The following is a 16474-nucleotide window of genomic DNA, read 5'->3' on the forward strand; positions in this document are numbered from 1 at the left end:
CGCGACGCTCGATACCTGTGTCATCGAGATCGTCAATCCAGGTTGATCGTGGCCTGGGAGCGGAAGCGCGCCAATGAGCCGCCCTTCATCGTCCGCCCCGGCAGGGGGTGGCCGACGATCTCCTCGGCCAGGGTGGCCGCCGCGATCAGCGCCTCGAGGTCGAGGCCGGTCGCCACGCCGATCTCGGCGCAGAGAAAGGCCAGATCCTCGGTCGCGATGTTGCCGGCCGCCGCCCGGTTGCCGGCAAACGGGCAACCGCCGAGGCCGGCGCAGGAACTCTCGAAGTGCGTCACCCCGAGCCGCAGCCCGGCCATGGCGTTGGCGAGGCCCAGGCCGCGCGTGTCGTGCAGATGCAGGCCGATGGCGAGGTCCGGCCAGCGCTCGCGCACGGCGCCGATGAGGCGCTCGACGAGCAGCGGGTTGGCGGCGCCGACGGTGTCGCAGAGGACGGCGAGCGGCGGCCGCTCGCCCGCCTCGGCGCAGACGTCGACCAGCGCAGCGACGCGTTCGACCACGGCGGCGACGGCGATGTCGCCCTCGTAGTTGCAGCCGAAGGCGGTGAATACGTAGGCCGCCTCCACCTTCAGGCCTGCCGCCTGGTAGCGGGCGATCAGCCGCCGCTGTTCCTCGATCATGCCCGTGGGCGAGCGCCCGTTGTTGCGTTCGCCGAAGGTCGCCGAGGCGCTGGCGAAGACGATCGGGCGCAGGTCGAGCGTGGTCGAGCGGGCGCGATCGAAGCCGGCGCCGTTCAACCACAGGCCGCGATAGGCGACGCCCGGCCGCCGCCGGACCGCCGCGGCGATCGCCTCCGCGTCGGCCATCTGCGGCAGGCGCCTGGGATCGACGAAGGAGCAGCAGGCGATCTCCGTGAGGCCGGTCGTGGCGAGTGCCTCGATCAGCCGCACCTTGGCGGCCGTCGGGATGCCCGGCGGCTCGCTCTGGAAGCCCTCACGCGGCCCTTCCTCGATGATGCGGATGCGGCTCGGCAGATCGTTGCCCATTGGCGACGATCCCCGTCAGCGGCCGGTCCAGGCCGGCGGGCGCCGTTCATTGAAGGCCCGCAGCCCCTCGGCCGCATCCTCGGTGTGGACGATACTGCCGATCTGCACCTCGGCATAGCCGAGCGCCTGCTCATAGGTCATGTCCTGCATGGCGCGCAGCGCGTACTTGCCGCGCCGGATGGCGGTCGGCGACTTGTCGACGATGCGCGCCAGCAGCCAGTCCACCTTGGCGTCGAGCTGGGCCGGCGGCACGACGTAGTTGACGAGGTTGTACTGCAGCGCCTCCGCGGCGGTGATCGGTTCGCCGGTGATGCACATCTCCGCGAACTTGGTGCGGGGCAACACCATCTGCAGCAGCGCCGCCACCTGCATCGGAAATAGCCCGATCTTCACCTCGGGCAGGCCGAAGCGTGCCTCCTCGCTGGCCACCGCCATGTCGCACATGCTCAGGATGCCCATGCCGCCGGCCATGCAGGCGCCGTTGACCCGCGCCACGAGCGGCAGCGTACAGTGGCTCGCTGCCCGCAGCAGGTCGGCATAGACCGTGTTGGGGCGCGCGTAGTCGAAGCCGAAGGTCTTGGCATCGGGCTTGAGGTCGGCGCCGGCGCAGAAGGCGCGGTCGCCCGCACCCGTCACCACGATGGCGCGTGTCGACGCGTCGGCCTGCGCCTCCAGGATCGCCACCGTGAGCGCCGCCATCACCGCGTCGTTGAGGGCGTTGCGCGCCTCTGCACGGTCGATAGTGAGGCGCGTGACGCCGTCACGGGTGGTGATGCTGATGGGGCTTGCCTGAGCCATGGCGCGTCTCTCCCACTGGCCGCCGAACCGCGGTTAGAAATTCTATTTCTAGAACTACAGATTTAGTTATCAGAATGCAACGCGGATCGCGCCAGCCGCGGCCGCTCGCTTCGGCCACTATAGCATTTCCGCGTTTCTTCGAATCGCCGAAATGCTCTATCTATTTGATTTATCGCGATTTCTTTCCGCGAACCGGCGTCCACTTCGCTCGAAAACGCTCTAGGCCTGCTTGACAACGAGGTCAGTGATGTCGCGCTCGATGCGGAAGCGCTCGCTGCGATAGGTCAAGGTGCCGTAGTAGATGATCGCCTGCTCGGGGCCGAAGAACAGACGCGTCACCTTGGCCACGGCGCTCGACAGCGGTGCCTGCAGGCGGGTCGCCTCCTCGTAGCCGATGGTGCCGATGGTGATGGCCTCGAAGGCTTTCTCGATCGGCGGATTGGCGTAGTCACGGGTCAGTCGGCTCAGTTTGACCTTCTTCTCCGCCCCCTTGGGAAAGCGCCGCACCACCGAGGCCGCGATATAGTTCTCCGACATGGCGTAGGGGACGCCGGAATGGCTGTCGATCTTGCGGATGCGGACGTAGTCGCCCATGGCCACGCCCGTCGTGATCTGACGGGGGGGCAGCCCCGCCACCTTTTCCCGGGACAGGATCTCGACACCATAGTTGACGCCCTCGCTGTCGACCGAGCCGACTGATGAGAACAGCGGGCTCCGGTCGGCGGCCTCGCCCAGGTCATAGGTGACGTAGGTGCGCCGCCCGCGCTGGCTGGACAGCAGCCCTTCCGACGACAGCATCTGCACCGCCTGTCGCACGGTTACGCGGGCGACCGAAAGCTGCTTGGCGAGTTCGTCGAGGGTGGGAATATCCTCGCGGTTCTTCCACGTGCCGCTGACAATGCGGTCGCGCAGTATGCTGGCAACCTGCGCGTAGAGCGTCACGGGTCCTGGCTGCAGCATCGAGTAATTCATGGCCGAAACCTCAGGAGAGGGTGCTCCGCCCGCAGCGTCTGCGGACCTGAGCCACCGTGCGGTGCAGTCTAGGGCGATTCTCGCGGCGTGCCGCCACCAAGCTGGCCCGCGCGATCCGTGGGGTTGCAGGCCCGGGCGCGCCTCGCGCGCTTCCCGACCGGGATGCAATCCGAATATCAGGCTGTCAGAGCATCACCCGCTCAGATGATCTCATCTGATCCGGCGATGCTTTGGCCCTACGTTTCCCCAAGAATGCCTCCTGGATGGTGCTGTCGCGCATGAGCTCGGCCGCCGGGCCGGATTTAGTGATTCGTCCGTTTGCCAGAACATAGCCCCTGTCGGCAAGCGCGAGCGCCGCGCGCGCATTCTGCTCCACCAGCAGGATCGTGCAGCCGAGCTCGGCGCGCAGGCGCTGCAGTGCCCGGAAGATGTCGGCAATGACCAGCGGGGCCAGCCCCATGGACGGCTCGTCGAGCAGCAGCAGCTTGGGGTGCGCCATCAACGCCCGGCCGATGGCGAGCATCTGCTGTTCGCCGCCGGACATCAGCCCGGCGAGCTGCTTGCGCCGCTCGGCCAGGCGCGGGAACAGCGCGAACACCGCCTCCAGCGTCGGCGCGAAGCGGGCTTGCGCCTGCGTGTAGGCGCCCATCTCGAGATTCTCCAGAACGGTGAGGTCGGGGAACACGAGGCGTCCTTCCGGCACCTGGATGACGCCTCGCCGGACGGTGGCGCTGGCCGAACGGGCGAGCAGCCGCTCGCCTTCGAAGGTCACCTCGCCGCCGCGGGCGGCCACCACGTTGGAGACGACGTTCAGCGCCGTCGACTTGCCGGCGCCGTTGGCGCCGATCAGGCAGACGATCTCGCCGGGGGCGACGTCGAGGGATACGCCCTCGAGCGCGCGGATGGCGCCGTAGCGGGCGCTGACGTCACGCAACGCAAGCATGGGCGGCCTCTCCCTCGCTTGTCCCGAGATACGCCTCGATCACGGCCGGATCCGACTGGATCTCGTCGACCGTGCCGTCCGCGATCTTGCGACCGAAGTTCATCACCACGACGTGCTGGGAGATGCCCATCACCATGTCCATGTCGTGCTCGACCAGCCCGACCGCATAGCCTTCGCGCGCCAGATCACTGATCAGATCGGCAATCTCGTGAGTTTCCTTCGGGTTGAGGCCGGCCGCCGGTTCGTCGAGCAGGATCACCTTCGGTCCTGTGGCCAGGGCGCGGGCGATCTCCACCCGTCGCTGATGGCCGTAGGCGAGGTCCGTGGTGTTGCGGTCGAGCAGGTCATCGGGCAGCCCGACGCGGCTTAGCGCGGCGCGGGCCCGCGCCTCCAGTTCGTCCTCCTCGCGCCGGATGGCGCCCAGCCGCAGCATCGCCGACAGGAAGCCGGCGCGCCCGGAGAGATGGGCGCCGACCATGACGGTCTCGAGCACGCTCATCTCGGCGAAGAGCTGCGGGCTCTGGTAGGTGCGGGTGAGGCCGTGCTCTGCGAGCACGTGCGGGGTCGCCCCGGCGACGTCCGCGCCGAACAGCTGCATGGAGCCCCCGTCCGGCAGGATGACGCCGCTCATCAGATTGATCAGCGTCGTCTTGCCCGCCCCGTTGGGGCCGATGATGGCGGTGACCTCCGCAGGTGCCAGCGTCAGGCTGACGCCGTCGACGGCGACGAGGCCGCCATAGCGCTTGGCAAAGCTTTGGACGACGAGCGTCATGGCGTGGCCGTCCGCCGCGTGAGCCGCCGGCCCAGCTGGACGACGGTGCTGCCGAAGCCGTCCGGCATGTAGATCATGACGACGGTCAAGATCACTCCATAGATCAACAGTTTGTACTGTTCGAAATCCTCCAGGAAGGTGGGCAGGATGGTGACGAACAGTGCGCCGAAAAGGGCGCCCCAGGGGCTCGATACCGAGCCGACGATGACCATCAACAGGAGCTCGATGGACAAGCCGACGCTGAAGACGGAGGCGTTGAAGGCGCTCTGGAAGTAGGCGAAAAGTGCGCCCGCCAGCCCGGCCAGCCCCGCCGCCAGGGTGAAGGCCGCCACCTTGTAGCGGACCACGTCGATGCCGAGGCCGGCGGTGGCGACCTCCGAGCCCTTGAGCGCCCGGAGCGCGCGGCCGACGCGGCTGTGCACCAGATTGAGCACCAGCAGGATGGTGCCGCAGAGGGCTGCGCCGACGACGAAGAACATCGCCCGCGCGCTCGACAGGTCGAACCCCGCCACGCTGAAGCCGGGCGTGGCGACGATGCCGGGGTCGATGCCGCCGGTGAGCGAGCGCAACTGGGCGAACAGGATGAAGCAGATGACGCCGAAGGCGAGCGTCGCCATGGCGAGATAGTTGGTGGTGAGCCGCAAGAGCGGCCGCGACACCAGCCAGCCGAAGGCCGCCGCCATCGCGGTCGAGCCGGCCACGGCCAGCACCGGCGGGATGCCGGCGTGCGTCGCGGCGAGCGCGCTGGCGTAGGCGCCGACGCCGAAGAACGCCGCTTGGCCGATGGAGATCTGTCCGGCGATGCCGAACAGCACGAACATGCCGAGCGCGGCGATGGCATAGATGCCGGAATAGATCAGCATCGTGAGGTGATAGGACTTCACGATGGTGCTGCCGCCGATGACGACGGCGACGGCCAGGAGAGCGACGCCCATCAGGTCGCTGCGGTAGCGGCGGGCGAGGAAGGAGCGGGCCATCATACCCGCCTCGCTTCGACGCGGCCGAACAGGCCGCTCGGCCACACCAGGAGCAGTCCGAGCAGGATGGCCAGCGCCACCGCATCCTTGTAGGCGGAGGCGAGATAGCCGGCGGAGATGCTCTCCATGAGCCCGAGCAGCAGCCCGCCGACGACGGCGCCGACGGGGCTGCCGAAGCCGCCGAGCACGGCGGCGGCGAAGCCCTTGAGGCCGAAGACCAGGCCGTAGTCGTAGAAGGCCGCGCCGATCGGCGCGATCAGCGCCCCGGCGATGGCGCCGACGGCAGCGGCCATGGCGAATGAGGCGATCGACATCAGCCGCGGATCGATTCCGCACAGCGCAGCGGCGCGCGGGCTCTGGCTCGCCGCCCGCATGGCTTTGCCGAGGCGCGTCTTGAGGAAGAGATACGAGAGCCCGCCGCTGATCAGGCCGAGCGCCAGCAGGATCCACAGGCTCTGCGAGCCGACGTAAAGCTCGGCGGTGCGGATGTCGGGAATGATACCGAAGGAGGGCGCGAACATCACGTCGCGCCCCACGAGCACCTGCATCAGCCCGCGATAGAGCACGCTGAAGCCGATGGTGATCATCGCCAGGCTGAGCACGGTCTTGCGCCGCGCACGCTGGATGCCGAAGACGTCGAGGGCGGCACCCAGCGCGGTGACGCCGACGATGGTCGCCGGCACGGCGAGCAGCAGGGGCCAGTGGGCCAGGGTGACGAGGCCGGCGCAGACGACGCCGCCCATCATGACGAAATCGCCATTGGCGAAATTGGTCACCTTGGTGGCGTTGAACACGATGGTGAAGCCCAGCGCGATCAGCCCGTAGATGGCGCCGGTGGTCAGCCCGGAGAGCAGGGTCTGAAGCAGCTGCGTCACGGCCGCCGCTCCACGCCCGGCCGCGGGCCGGCGGCGGCCGCCGCGAGCGGAGCAAGCCTGATATCGGCACATCGGGACATTGTTCAGCTCCTCCCTTGCCAGCCGATGGCCCGTCGGGGGCTGCTGGCATTTAGTTCTATTAATAGGCATAGGTCAATCGAGGCGACGGGCTGGCCCGTGCGAGAGATGGCACACACGGATGCTCTCTCTGAGCGGTCGGCCGATTATAGATCTATAGATCGGTCTACAGATCTTAGCGCGTCGCGCGCCAGCGAGGGAGGAGCCCCTGGGGCTTTCCTCAGGGCTGCACGGTCGTCCATTGCCCGTTCTGCACCTGCATCAGGACGAGCGAGTCCTTGGTCAGGCCGCGGTGATCGCTCGGCGTGCCGACACGGCAGCCGTCGGCGCCGCAGATGCGGACGGTCTCGATGGCGGCCCTGAGCTTGTCGGGCGTGATCGGGCCGGTAATGGCCTTGGCCGCGGCCTCGATGATCAGCACCGCATCGAGCGTCAGGCCGGAGGTCTGGTCGGGTGGCACGCCGTAGCGCGCCTGGTAGGCATCGGCGAACTTGACCGACGGCGCCTTGCGCGGATCGCTGTCCGGCAGGCTTGCCGGATTGATGATCGGCAGGGCCGAGGCATAGACCCCCTCGGCCGCCGGGCCCGTCTGCTTGGTGAACGACGCCAGCGCGTTGGCGGTGCTGAGGAAGACCGGCACCTTGTAGCCGATCTCGGCCGCGTTCTTGAGCAGGATGCTCGGGCCCGGATTGGGCGCCCAGGCGATGACGGCGTCCGGGTTCTTCTCGCGGATGCGGATGAGCTGCGGCGTCATGCTGGTGTCCTGGGGACTGAAGGTCTCGGTCGCGACCAGCTCGATGCCCGCGGCCGCGGCGAGCTCCTGGACGATGGTGCCGCCGGACTGGCCGAAGCCGTCCATCGAGAAGATCAGCGCGACGCGGTTCAACCCCCGCTTCTTCAGCACGCCGAGCAGGAACTCCACCATCAGCCGGTCGGTCGGCGCCAGCGCGAAGGCGTAAGGGGTGACCGGGTTGGTGATCTTCTCCGAGCCCCCGCCCGAGAGCATCGACACCTTGAGCTGGTTGGCCACCGGCACGACGGAGAGGGATTCACCGCTGGTGGAGGGGCCGACGATCACGTCGACACCGTTGCTGTCCACGAGCCGCCGGAACAGCTGCACGGCCTTGGTGGAGTTGCCCTCGCTGTCGTAGATCGTCAGCTTGTAGGGCCGGCCGGCGACCAGCTTGCCCGGCAGGTCGTCCAGCGCGACGCGCAGGCCCTGCGCCGCCGGGGCGCCGTACACGCCGGCAGGCCCGGTCAGCGCCAGCACCGCCCCGATCTTGATCGGCTCCTCCTCGGCCTGGGCCGGCAGCGCGAGCAGCAGCGCCGCGGCAGCGGCGACGCCCGCCGCATGGCGCACTTGGACGAGCATCATGGAATTGCCGAGGAATGCTCGATCGTCTTCGATCTGAACCGCGTCGCTTGCGATCGGGCGCTTCCACCCGTCCGCAAGGCGCTTCAGGCGGCGAATGACCTGCATGGGTGTTCCTTCCCTGGCCGATCCGGTTGCGCCGGATTCGGTTGAGCTGCGGCTTCAGTAGGATTTGGGCAGGCCGAGCACGCGCTCGGCGATGAAGCACATGATCATCTCGCGGCTGACCGGCGCGATGCGCGGCAACATGATTTCGCGCAGGTAGCGCTCGACGTGGTATTCCTTGGCGTAGCCGAAGCCGCCATGGGTGCGTACGGCGCGGTCGCAGGCATCGAAGGCGGCGTCCGCCGCCAGGAACTTCGCCGCATTGGCCTGGGCGCCGCAGGGCTGCTTGGAATCGTAGAGCGACGCGGCCTTCCAGACCATCAGGTCGGCTGCCTCGAGCGCCATCCAGCTCTGCGCCAGCGGATGCTGGATGCTCTGGTTCTGGCCGATCGGCCGGCCGAAGACGACGCGCTCGCTGGCATAGGCCGCGGCTTTGGCGAGGGCGCGGCGGCCGACGCCGACGCATTCGGCCGCGACCAGGATGCGCTCGGGGTTGAGGCTGTCGAGCAGCAGGCGGAAGCCGTCGCCCTCGGCGCCGATGCGGTCTTCCTCCGGCACCGGCAGGTTCTCGTAGAAGGTGGCGTTGGAGTTGACGGCGGCGCGTCCCAGCTTGTCGATCTCGCGCACCTCGACATAGCGCCGGTCGAGGTCGGTGTAGAACAGGGTGAGGCCGTCGGTGCGCTTGGCGCATCTCTCGCGCGGCGTCGTCCGCGTCAGCAGCAGGATCTTGTTGGCCTGCTGCGCCGTCGTCGTCCACACCTTCTGGCCGTTGACGATGTAGCGGTTGCCGTCCTTGACCGCGCGCGTGGTGATGCTGGTGGTGTCGAGGCCGGCGTCGGGCTCCGTGACGCCGAAGGCCACCTTGTCCTCGCCACGCACGAGCGGCGGAATGATGCGCCGCTTCTGCTCCTCGGTGCCGTAGAGCAGCACCGGGTGCGGGCCGAAGAGGTTGATGTGGAAGGTCGAGCAGGCGGCGATGGCGCCGGCCGAATTGGCGACCGTCTGCATCAGCAGGGCCGCCTCCGTCACCCCGAGGCCGGCGCCGCCGTATTGCTCCGGCATCGTGATGCCGAGCCAGCCGTCGCGTGCCATGGCCGCGTGGAACTCGTGCGGAAAGGCGTGACGATTGTCCAGATCGAGCCAGTAAGCGTCGTCGAAGCGGTCGCACAGCGCCTTGACGGCTTCGCAGATCTGCCGACGCTCCGGGGTGAGCTCCACGCCTGACGGCAGCCAACTGAAATCGCTCACGTGCTTCTCTCCCGCCGCCATGATCACGGACGCGCAACCCTACTATGACTAATAACGGAATTACAGATCAGTTGTCATCATGCCACGTGCGATTTTGTCCAAGCTTGAAGGGGCGTACGGCTTACTAAGCCCAAAGTAGGGCATAGAAGTAAACTCTTGAGCCAAGGGGCGCGGGCTGGTAAGCGCAGGGAGGGCGTGCCGCGTGGCGCGTCCGGCGGAGCCTCCGCCGTTGCTTCAATGAGGATGAGGACATGATCGGCGCCATGAAGCCCCTGGCCGGCACGCGCGTACTGGACTTCAGCCGGGTTCTCGCCGGTCCGCTCTGCGCCCAGACGCTCGCGGACCTCGGCGCCGACGTCATCAAGATCGAATCGTGCGGCACGGGCGACGACAGCCGCGCCTGGCCGCCCTTCCAGAATGGCACCAGCACCGCCTTCCTCTGCGCCAACCGCAGTAAGCGCAGCATCGCCCTCGATCTGAAGCGGCCGGAGGGCCTCGAGATCGCCCGGCGGCTCGTCGAGGAGAGCGACGTGGTCATCGAGAGCAGCGCCACCGGCGTGGCCGAGCGGCTCGGCATCGACTACGCATCGCTCAAGGCGCGCAATCCGCGGCTGGTCTACTGCACGATCTCCGGCTTCGGCCGCACCGGACCGCTGCGCGAGGCGCGCGGCTACGACATGATCCTGCAGGCCTTCAGCGGCATCATGGGTCTCACCGGGGAGGAGGGCGCCAGCCCGGTGCGCGTGCCCTTCTCGCCGATCGATCAGACCACCGGGCACCATGCGGTGGTCGGCATCCTGGCGGCGCTGATGCGGCGCGGCCAGACCGGGGAAGGGGCCTACGTCGAGGTCTCGCTGTTCGAGACCGCCGTCGCCTTCGTCGGCTATCTGCTGCAGGCGTACTGGGCCAACGGCGCGCTGCCCACCCGCATCGGCTCGCGGCACGCCGGCATCGTGCCCTATCAGGCCTTCGACTGTGCCGACAAGCCGGTGCTGATCGGCGTCGCCAACGACAAGCTGTGGCAGAACTTCTGCCGCGCATTCGGCCGCGACGAGCTCGCCGAGGACCCGCGCTTCGCCACCAACGCCAGCCGTGTCGTGCGCCGCGACGAGACAGTCGGCATCGTGCAGGACATCGTCGGTGCTTGGCGCGCCGACGATCTGCTGGCCAAGCTCGACGCCATGGGCGTCCCCTGCGCGCCGGTGAACAGTCTGGAGGACGTGCTGCGCCACGAGCACACGATCGCGCGCGGCATCATCGGCGCCGTCGAGCATCCGGTGGTGGGGCCGATTCAGACCGTCGGCATGCCGATCGTGTTCGACGGCCAGCCGCGCGACTTCGGATCGGCGCCACCGCTCCTGGGCGAGCACACGGAGGCGATCCTGGCCGAGCTCGGCTACGGCGCCGACACGATCGCCGCCTTGCGCGCGGCCGGGGCGGTCGAGGCGCGGGCCGGCGAAGCGGGCACGGCCCGCGTCCGCGGCCCTGTCTGATCGGGGCAGGCGCGCGAGCGGGAAGGAGCAGGCGCAATGGGCGAGGGCATCTGCCGCGACAAGGCCGTGCTGGTCACGGGAGCGGCGTCCGGCATCGGCCGCGCCACGGTGCTGGCGCTGGCCCGGGAGGGCGCCCGGGTGATCGCGGCCGACCGCAGCGCGGCCGGTGCGGCCGCGGTCGCCGAGGCGGTGCGCGCCGCCGGCGGCGAGGCCATCGACGTCGTTGCCGACGTGGCGCGTGAAGACGACGTGGCGGCCATGGTGGAGACGGCGGTGCGCCGGTTCGGCCGCCTGGACGGCGCCGTCAACAATGCCGGGATCGGCGGTGCCGAGACCGGCAGCGCCGGCAAGCGCACGGCCGAGATCCCGCGCGCGGCCTGGGACCGCATCATCGCCGTCAACCTCACCGGCGTCTGGCTGGGCATGACGCACGAGATCGCCGCCATGCAGGCGACCGGCGGCGCCATCGTCAACGTCGCCTCCGTCGGCGGCGTCGTCGGCCTGCCGACGGCGGCCGCCTACACCGCCAGCAAGCATGGCGTCGTGGGGCTGACCAAGGCGGCGGCCATCGAGTACGGCGCCGCCGCGATCCGCATCAACGCCGTCTGCCCGGGCTACATCGAGACGCCGCTGATCCAGGCGAGCCTGGAGCGGCGGCGCGGCCATCTGGAGCAGCGCACGCCGCTCGGCCGCCTCGGCACCGCCGAGGAGATCGCCGAGCTGGTGGTCTGGCTGTGCTCCGACCGCGCCGCCTACGTGACGGGCGCCGCCTACACGATCGATGGCGGTTACACCGCCGCATGAAGGGAGGCGGCCATGCGCCTGATCGAGGCTGACGGCAAGGAGCTGCTGCGGCGGGCCGGGCTTCCGGTGCCGGGGCGCGCACGGTTGCTCGGCCCCGGCGACGCCGTCGTCACGGCGGCGCCGGCCGTGGCCAAAGCGCAGGTCCTGACGGGCGGGCGCGGCAAGGCGGGCCTCGTGCAACTGGTCGAGGCGGACGACGCGCCGGGGCGCGTCGATGCGATCCGCGGCCAATTGCGGGCGCGCGGCGAGGAGCCGCTCGTACTCCTGGAGGATCGGGTCGCCATCGCCCACGAATACTATCTGGCCTGGCGCATCGACGACGTGGCGCAACGGCCGGTGCTGATGTTCTCTCTCGACGGCGGCGTCGAGATCGAGAGCCACGCCGCAAGCCTGCGCCAGCTGCCGGTGAGCCCGCTGCGCGCGCCCTTGCCGCACCACTTCGTCGCCTTCCTGCGCGACGCCGGCGTCACCGGCCGCATGCTCGGCGCCATCGCTCGCTTCGCCGCCGACAGCTACCGGGTGTTCCAGGCCGAGGATGCCGAGCTCCTCGAGATCAATCCGCTCGTGGCGACGGCCGCGGGCGACGTGGTCGCGCTCGACTGCAAGATGGCGGTCGATGCCGCCGCCGCCGTGCGGCACCCGTACTGGCGGGCGCTGCCGTCGTATCGCCTGCGCCATGCGGGCCTCACGGCGCTGGAGGCGCAGGCCGAGACGGCCGGCGTCACCTTCGTCGAGCTGCCGGGCAACGTGGCGCTGATGTCGGGGGGCGCCGGGCTCGGCATGGCGTTGGTCGATCTGCTGGCCGACAGCGGGCTGGCTGCCGCGAACTTCTGCGACACCGTCGGCGGCAGCGGCATGACGGCCTTCACGCGCATGGCCGAGCTGGTGTTCGACCGCGCGGCGGATCCGCGGGTCGAGGCGATCGGCGCGTTCTTCACGCTATCGGCCACCTCGCTTCAGCCGGCCGTCGTCAGCCTGATCGAGACGATCAAACGGCGGCGGCCGGCCAAGCCGGTCGTCGTCGGCTTCGCCGCGACCGGCCCGGCCCTGCGCGAGATGAGCGTGGCGCAGGCCAAGGCGGCCTTCGCCGAGCTCGGCTACGACTGTGTCGGCGAGCCATCGGAGCTGGTCGCGGCGCTGAAGCGGCAGATCGAGGGCCGCGCCTGACGGGGCGTCTGGCGCCGGCGCGGACCGCGGCGCCGTTCAGGGCTCGCCGTCGGGCCATTCCACGTGCGCCTTGATCGCCCCGGTGGCCGGGTCGACCCAGCCATGCGGTCGCGCCTTCTCGATCATGGCCGTCAGGGCCTGCTGCCATGCGGCGCTGTCCTTCAGTGTCGGCCATTGCCGCAGGGTCTGCTCGGCAACCCATGCGGTCGCCTCGTCGGGGAAGCCGACGCGCCCCGCCAGCGCCTGGCGCACGTCCGCGAGCCCCAGGCGCTGCCCCCGCACGCACACCTTGAAGGCCCGCAGGTTCTCGTGCTCGCGCAGCTCCAGATGCCCCTCGGTGATGTCGAGAATCACGGCGTCGTCCTCTCCTGTCCTCTGGCCCCGGCGGTCAGCTCACCACGCCGGCGCGCTCGAGCCGTTCCCGCTCGTCCGCGCCGTAGCCCAGATCGGCGAGGATCTGCATCGTGTGTTCGCCCAGCTCCGGCGGCGGCCGGCGCGGGCGGAGCGGTGCATCGGCGCCGAACAGGCGGCCGGCGATCTGGATGTCGCGGGCCCGCGGCAGCGCGATCCGCTCGAGCACGCCGGCATGCTCGAGCGTGGGGTCGGCCATGTATTCGGGCAGCGTCTGCACCGGGGCGGCCGGAACGCCGGCCGCGATCAGTGCCGCGAGCAGGGCGTCGCGCGACCAGCCGGCCACCTTGGCGGCGACGAGCTGGTTCACCGCCGCCCGGGCCGCCGCCCGCTCGGCCAGGGTGGGGTAGGGCCGCTCGGCGCCGGCGTCCGGCTCCAGCACGTCCCACAGGCGGGCCCACAGCCGGTCGTTGCTGGCGGCCAGCAGCACGGGGCCGTCGGCCGTGTGGAAGGTACCGTAGGGCACGAGCGAGGCATGGCCGCTGCCCTGGCGCCGCGGCGGCACGCCGCCATGTGCATAGGAGGCGAGCTGAAAGCCCATCAGGTTGGTGGCGGTGCGCAGCAGCGCCGGCTCGACACGGCCGCCCCGGCCGGTGACGTCGCGCTCGCGCAGGGCGGCCAGGATGGCGATCGTCGCCACCAGGCCGGTACTCATGTCGACGACGCTCGGGCCGCAGCGTACCGGCTCGCCGTCGGGCTCGCCGGTCATGGCCATGATGCCGCTGTAGGCCTGGATCGAGGCTTCGTAGCCGGGCAGCGCCTCGGCGCTGGTGCCGGTGGGAAAGGCCCGGATGGCGCAGTGGACGAGCCTGGGGTTGAGCGCCTCGATGACGCCGCGGCCGAAGCCGAAGCGCTCCAGGGTTCCGGGCCGGTAGTTGTCGATCAGCACGTCGGCGGTGGCGAGCAGCCGGCGGAAGATCTCCTGTCCCTCCTTCTGCGCCAGGTCGATGGCGATGCCGCGCTTGCTGTGGTTGACGGCAATGAAGGCGGCGGCGACGCCGTCGACGACGGGCGACCAGCTGCGCACCTCGTCCATCTGCACGGGGTGCTCGACGCGGATCACGTCGGCTCCCAGATCGGCGAGGATGGTGCCGCAGAAGGGGCCGGCGAGCACGCGCGAGGTGTCGATGACCCGCAGCCCCCGGCAGGCGATGCCGCCGCTCGCGTCGGAATCGGTCGTCGTGCTCATGGGGCCAGCCTCCAGGTGCTGTTCATGCGTGGGCGGTCGCATCCGCCCGTTCGGCCAGCGCGAGCGTGCGCCTGGCGCGCCGCAGCATCGGCTCGTCGATCATATCGCCCTCGAACAGGAAGGCGCCATGGGCGGGGACGGCGGCGAGCAGGCGGCGGCAGCGCTCCACCTCCGCCGCGCTCGGCCGGAAGGCGCGCCGGATCACGTCGACCTGCGCCGGGTGAATGGCGAACTTGCCGCGCATGCCGAACAGGGCCGCGACCTCTGCATCGCGGGCCAGGATGGCGGGATCGCGAAGCTCGGCGGTCACCGTGTCGAGCACCGTCGTGCGCGCCGCCGCGGCGGCGAGCAGGATCTGGTCCCGGGCATGGGCGAGTGGCGATAGCAACTGGCCGGCGCCGTCGCGCGCGCTGCGCAGCCCCATGTCGGCGGCCAGATCGTAGGGGCCCCAGCTCACCGCGGTGACGCCGGGCTGCCCCAGGATCTCGGGCAGCGCGCGCACGCCGAGGGCGGTCTCGACGGTGACGACGACGCGCAGGCGATCGGCGCCGGCGCGGAGGGCGAGGATGTCGTCGACCTCCATGCGGGACTGCGTCTTGGGCAACAGCAGCGTGCGGCCGCCGGCGGCGACGATTGCAGCGGCATCGGCGCGCCCGCGCGGTGTCGCCGGATGGTTGATCCGGACGATCGCCCGGGCGCCGGCCTCGGCGAGGTAGGCGACGACGGCGGCGCGGGCGGCGTCCTTGCCGTCCGGCAAGACGCCGTCCTCCAGGTCGAGCACCGCCTGGTCGGCCGTGGCCGCAGCCTTGGCGAAGCGCTCCGGTCGGTCGCCGGGGCAGAACAGCAGCGCCGGGCCGAGATCGTTGTCCTGATCCATGGGGGCTCCCTGCTCTTAGTCTTTGCGCTCTAGCGGATCGCGGCGGCGTGGCGCGCCAGGTCTTCGCGGTGGTCGGGATGGGCGATGGCGGCGAGCGCCTGCGCCCGCTCCTTCATGGTCCGGTTGCGCAGGTCGGCGACGCCGTGCTCGGTCACCACCACCTGCACGAGGCTGCGCGGCACCGTCACCGGCCCGGGCTTCAGCACCGGCACGATGCGGGCTTCGCCGCGCTTGGTGGCCGAGCGCAGGGCGATGATCGACAGATTGCCATCGAGCTGAGCACCGATGGCGAAGTCGATGCTGCCGCCGATGGCGCCGACCTGGCGGCCGTCGAGGGTCTCCGAGTTGACCTGGCCGTAGAGATCGATCTCCAGCGCCGAGTTGACCGAGACGAAGCGCTCGCGCGTGGCGAAGCCGGCGATGGCGTGCGTCGACAGGGCGTCGGCCATGGCCAGGTCGGCATTGTCGCGCGCCCACTCGTAGAGCGCGTGGCTGCCGATGACCTCGCCGACGATGGCCTTGGGGCCGTCGGCGACGCAGGCGCCCGCTTCGATCAGCGCCCGCGCCGGGTCGCTGATCTGCGACAGGATGCGCAGGTTGCAGCGCCCGAGCGCGAGGAGACCGTCGAGCATGGCGCCGGGGATGGTGCCGATGCCGAACTGGATCGTCGTGCCGTCGCCGATCAGCTCGGCTGCCTTGAGGCCGATGGCACGGTCGATCGGGTCGCCGTCGCGGTGCGGGAAGGCGATCAGCGGGTGCTCCGCCCGCACCAGGATGTCGAGCTCCGATTCATGGATCAGCGAATCCCCACAGGTGCGTGGCATCGCCGGATTGACCTCGGCGATCACCAGCTTCGAGCCCCGGATCATCGGCCGGTGCTGTCCGGTCGAGATGCCGAGGCTGTGGTAGCCGGCGGCGTCCGCTTCGCTGACCTGGACGAGCGCCACGTCGGTGCCGGCGGAGAGCAGGAAGCGGGCCGTCTGGGTCCAGTTCAGAGGCAGATACTCCGCCTCCACCTCGCGCGCCTCGGCGCTGAGCAGCGTGCCCGGCATGAACCAGGTCTTGAGCCGGAAGCCATCGCCGGTCTCCGGCTTGAGGAATGGATAGCCGGTGAGCATCATCCCCGACAGCAACGTGACGTCGCGCAGGTCCCGGCCGCGCTCCCACAGGGCGGCCGTCAGCGCCGTCGGTTCGGCGCCGACGTGGCCGAGGCCCACGGTCATGCCTGACGCGATGGCATCCACGGCATCGGCGGCCGAGCGCCATTTGCTGGCAGCGGTCCTGCTCATAGGGCGCCTCTCCCGCATGGTGGCGCGACGATGCGCCGGCGCGGTTCCAGGGAATAAGTTATTTTCCCATATATAGGACTTTATTGCCGGTCAACTCGCGATC

General features: G+C 70.0%; 16 protein-coding genes. 3 read left to right on the top strand and 13 right to left on the bottom strand.

The features are described from left to right. Positions 1-32: 32 nt before the first annotated feature. The 9 genes from IEW34_RS19845 to IEW34_RS19885 form a co-directional block, all read right to left on the bottom strand. Complete coding sequence (locus IEW34_RS19845) at positions 33-1001, bottom strand: hydroxymethylglutaryl-CoA lyase (RefSeq protein ID WP_188610955.1); 969 nt, start codon at positions 999-1001, stop codon at positions 33-35. 15 nt (positions 1002-1016) lie between these two features. Next, a complete protein-coding gene (locus IEW34_RS19850) occupies positions 1017-1799 on the bottom strand; it encodes an enoyl-CoA hydratase-related protein (RefSeq protein WP_188610956.1) in 783 nt (260 codons plus the stop codon). A 219-nt stretch (positions 1800-2018) separates the two neighbouring features. Then, positions 2019-2771: a GntR family transcriptional regulator gene (locus IEW34_RS19855; protein ID WP_188610957.1), complete on the bottom strand. Its 753-nt coding sequence runs from the start codon at positions 2769-2771 to the stop codon at positions 2019-2021. Positions 2772-2955: 184 nt separating this feature from the next. Further along, a complete protein-coding gene (locus IEW34_RS19860) occupies positions 2956-3714 on the bottom strand; it encodes an ABC transporter ATP-binding protein (RefSeq protein ID WP_188610958.1) in 759 nt (252 codons plus the stop codon). After that, positions 3698-4486 carry an ABC transporter ATP-binding protein gene (locus tag IEW34_RS19865; protein WP_188610959.1) on the bottom strand — a complete coding sequence of 263 codons (789 nt, stop codon included), beginning with the start codon at positions 4484-4486 and terminating at the stop codon, positions 3698-3700. Before IEW34_RS19865 ends, IEW34_RS19860 begins: the two co-directional genes overlap by 17 nt. Beyond that, on the bottom strand, positions 4483-5466 hold the full coding sequence (locus tag IEW34_RS19870; RefSeq protein ID WP_188610960.1) for a branched-chain amino acid ABC transporter permease: 984 nt from the start codon (positions 5464-5466) through the stop codon (positions 4483-4485). Before IEW34_RS19870 ends, IEW34_RS19865 begins: the two co-directional genes overlap by 4 nt. Continuing rightward, positions 5463-6338 carry a branched-chain amino acid ABC transporter permease gene (locus IEW34_RS19875; RefSeq protein ID WP_188610961.1) on the bottom strand — a complete coding sequence of 292 codons (876 nt, stop codon included), beginning with the start codon at positions 6336-6338 and terminating at the stop codon, positions 5463-5465. Before IEW34_RS19875 ends, IEW34_RS19870 begins: the two co-directional genes overlap by 4 nt. A 298-nt stretch (positions 6339-6636) precedes the next feature. Continuing rightward, positions 6637-7896 carry an ABC transporter substrate-binding protein gene (locus IEW34_RS19880; protein ID WP_188610962.1) on the bottom strand — a complete coding sequence of 420 codons (1260 nt, stop codon included), beginning with the start codon at positions 7894-7896 and terminating at the stop codon, positions 6637-6639. Between the two features lie 54 nt (positions 7897-7950). After that, a complete protein-coding gene (locus IEW34_RS19885; RefSeq protein ID WP_244642101.1) occupies positions 7951-9141 on the bottom strand; it encodes an acyl-CoA dehydrogenase family protein in 1191 nt (396 codons plus the stop codon). A 251-nt stretch (positions 9142-9392) separates the two neighbouring features. On the opposite strand from IEW34_RS19885, the gene IEW34_RS19890 reads away from it, so the two are divergent. Genes IEW34_RS19890 through IEW34_RS19900 form a run of 3 tightly spaced genes read left to right on the top strand, consistent with a single transcriptional unit; the run spans position 9393 to position 12605 of the window. Next, entirely contained in the window at positions 9393-10634 is a 1242-nt protein-coding gene (locus IEW34_RS19890; protein WP_188610963.1) for a CaiB/BaiF CoA transferase family protein, read from the top strand. A gap of 36 nt (positions 10635-10670) precedes the next feature. Continuing rightward, positions 10671-11438 carry an SDR family NAD(P)-dependent oxidoreductase gene (locus IEW34_RS19895; RefSeq protein ID WP_188610964.1) on the top strand — a complete coding sequence of 256 codons (768 nt, stop codon included), beginning with the start codon at positions 10671-10673 and terminating at the stop codon, positions 11436-11438. Positions 11439-11450: 12 nt separating this feature from the next. Continuing rightward, positions 11451-12605: an ATP-grasp domain-containing protein gene (locus IEW34_RS19900; RefSeq protein ID WP_188610965.1), complete on the top strand. Its 1155-nt coding sequence runs from the start codon at positions 11451-11453 to the stop codon at positions 12603-12605. Positions 12606-12641: 36 nt separating this feature from the next. Here the strand turns inward: IEW34_RS19900 and IEW34_RS19905 are convergent, their stop codons facing one another. From IEW34_RS19905 to IEW34_RS19920, 4 genes are read right to left on the bottom strand one after another with little or no spacing between them, the layout of a single operon-like run. After that, the gene (locus IEW34_RS19905) at positions 12642-12959 is read right to left on the bottom strand and encodes a hypothetical protein (protein WP_188610966.1); all 318 of its coding nucleotides are present in this window, start codon (positions 12957-12959) and stop codon (positions 12642-12644) included. Positions 12960-12993: 34 nt separating this feature from the next. Next, positions 12994-14205, bottom strand: a complete 1212-nt coding sequence (locus tag IEW34_RS19910; protein WP_188610967.1) for a CaiB/BaiF CoA transferase family protein — start codon at positions 14203-14205, stop codon at positions 12994-12996. 22 nt (positions 14206-14227) lie between these two features. After that, positions 14228-15082, bottom strand: a complete 855-nt coding sequence (locus tag IEW34_RS19915; protein ID WP_188610968.1) for an HpcH/HpaI aldolase/citrate lyase family protein — start codon at positions 15080-15082, stop codon at positions 14228-14230. Between the two features lie 29 nt (positions 15083-15111). Continuing rightward, positions 15112-16371, bottom strand: coding sequence for an acetyl-CoA hydrolase/transferase family protein (locus tag IEW34_RS19920; RefSeq protein ID WP_188610969.1), 1260 nt, complete (start codon positions 16369-16371; stop codon positions 15112-15114). Positions 16372-16474 lie beyond the last annotated feature (103 nt).

It is taken from the genome of Chelatococcus reniformis, assembly GCF_014640075.1.
GTDB lineage: Bacteria > Pseudomonadota > Alphaproteobacteria > Rhizobiales > Beijerinckiaceae > Camelimonas > Camelimonas reniformis.